Source organism: Herbiconiux daphne (assembly GCF_024979295.1).
GTDB lineage: Bacteria > Actinomycetota > Actinomycetes > Actinomycetales > Microbacteriaceae > Herbiconiux > Herbiconiux daphnes.
The window spans coordinates 1-1,026 of record NZ_JANLCJ010000161.1 but is presented as its reverse complement, the minus strand read 5'-3'; the positions used below and the strand labels follow the sequence as shown (position 1 = coordinate 1,026).

The window sequence follows — 1,026 nt, the reverse complement described above, 5'->3', positions numbered from 1 at the left end:
TAGAAAAGACTTTGAAAGTTGTGTACGGTGTGTATGCTCTTGTTGTATTTCTCCATAGCCTCTGCAAGGGCTTCTGCTGTATCTCCTTTTTCGATATCCCAGTCACCGAAATATGAAACGGTGTCCTTGTCTTTCCTCGTTACACACATACCGTAAACACTGTTAAGCATTCCTTTCGATCTCATGTATTCCTGTTCCTTGCCTACAACGCCTTTGAGTGTGTTTTTCTTGTAGTATAAATCAAGAATAACCTCGAATAGCTCAATCGGTAAATAATTTTTAATCATTCTGCGAACCCAAATTGTTTCTACACTATCCCACTCGTAAGCATCACGGAATATCAACAAGTCTTGTTCCGTTGCTACTGTTGCGATCGTGTCTGCGCTGATAATACGTCCGTTGAATATCTCCATGTTTTGATTATCGTTCTTAGGTTTAACCCAATCGCCGTTTTCAAGTTTGATATAGGCTTTTGACTTACTCAAAGGCGCGTCTGCAACGTCTGATCGAATTCGTAAGCCGTGAAACTGTGCCATAACGATATAGGCATATTCGTTTTTCTGCGGGTTATCGAGTTCATTGTAAATTCGCGGAATCGAAAATTTCTTAGGATCAACCTTAACGGGCGTTCCCATTGGAAATTTTTCCATAAGCATAACGGCGGGATATGAACTTGTAAAGTCGTAAGAAGTTACCATTTCAATCACACGGTTAAAATGCCGATACGTTCCGTGAGTGTACCCGCCCATAAATGCAAGCCTTAACGCCTCGTAATCGTTCGGTGTCATTTTCCAGTGACGGGCGTTCGCGTCATTCCATGCAAAAATATTCTTCCTGCGTTGCGCCTCCGTCACTTCCTCGCCACGGGTTGCGATATGTTCTTTTAACTCCCTGCGAACGATCCCCGTGTTCGTATATGGTATCTCGAAAACTGATCCATAATAGTCAATTTGTTCCTGTACCCAAGCGTCTACGATATCCAAGTCAGTTTCACAATATCCCCACTCTTTTCCAGTCAAAGGCGTT

At 42.6% G+C, this 1,026-nt stretch carries 1 protein-coding gene; it reads right to left on the bottom strand.

All coding sequences use genetic code 11. The features are described from left to right. Window positions 1-1,026, bottom strand: a 1,026-nt coding sequence (locus tag N1032_RS23780) for a DNA polymerase (RefSeq protein ID WP_259542864.1), incomplete at both ends; no start/stop codon positions are given.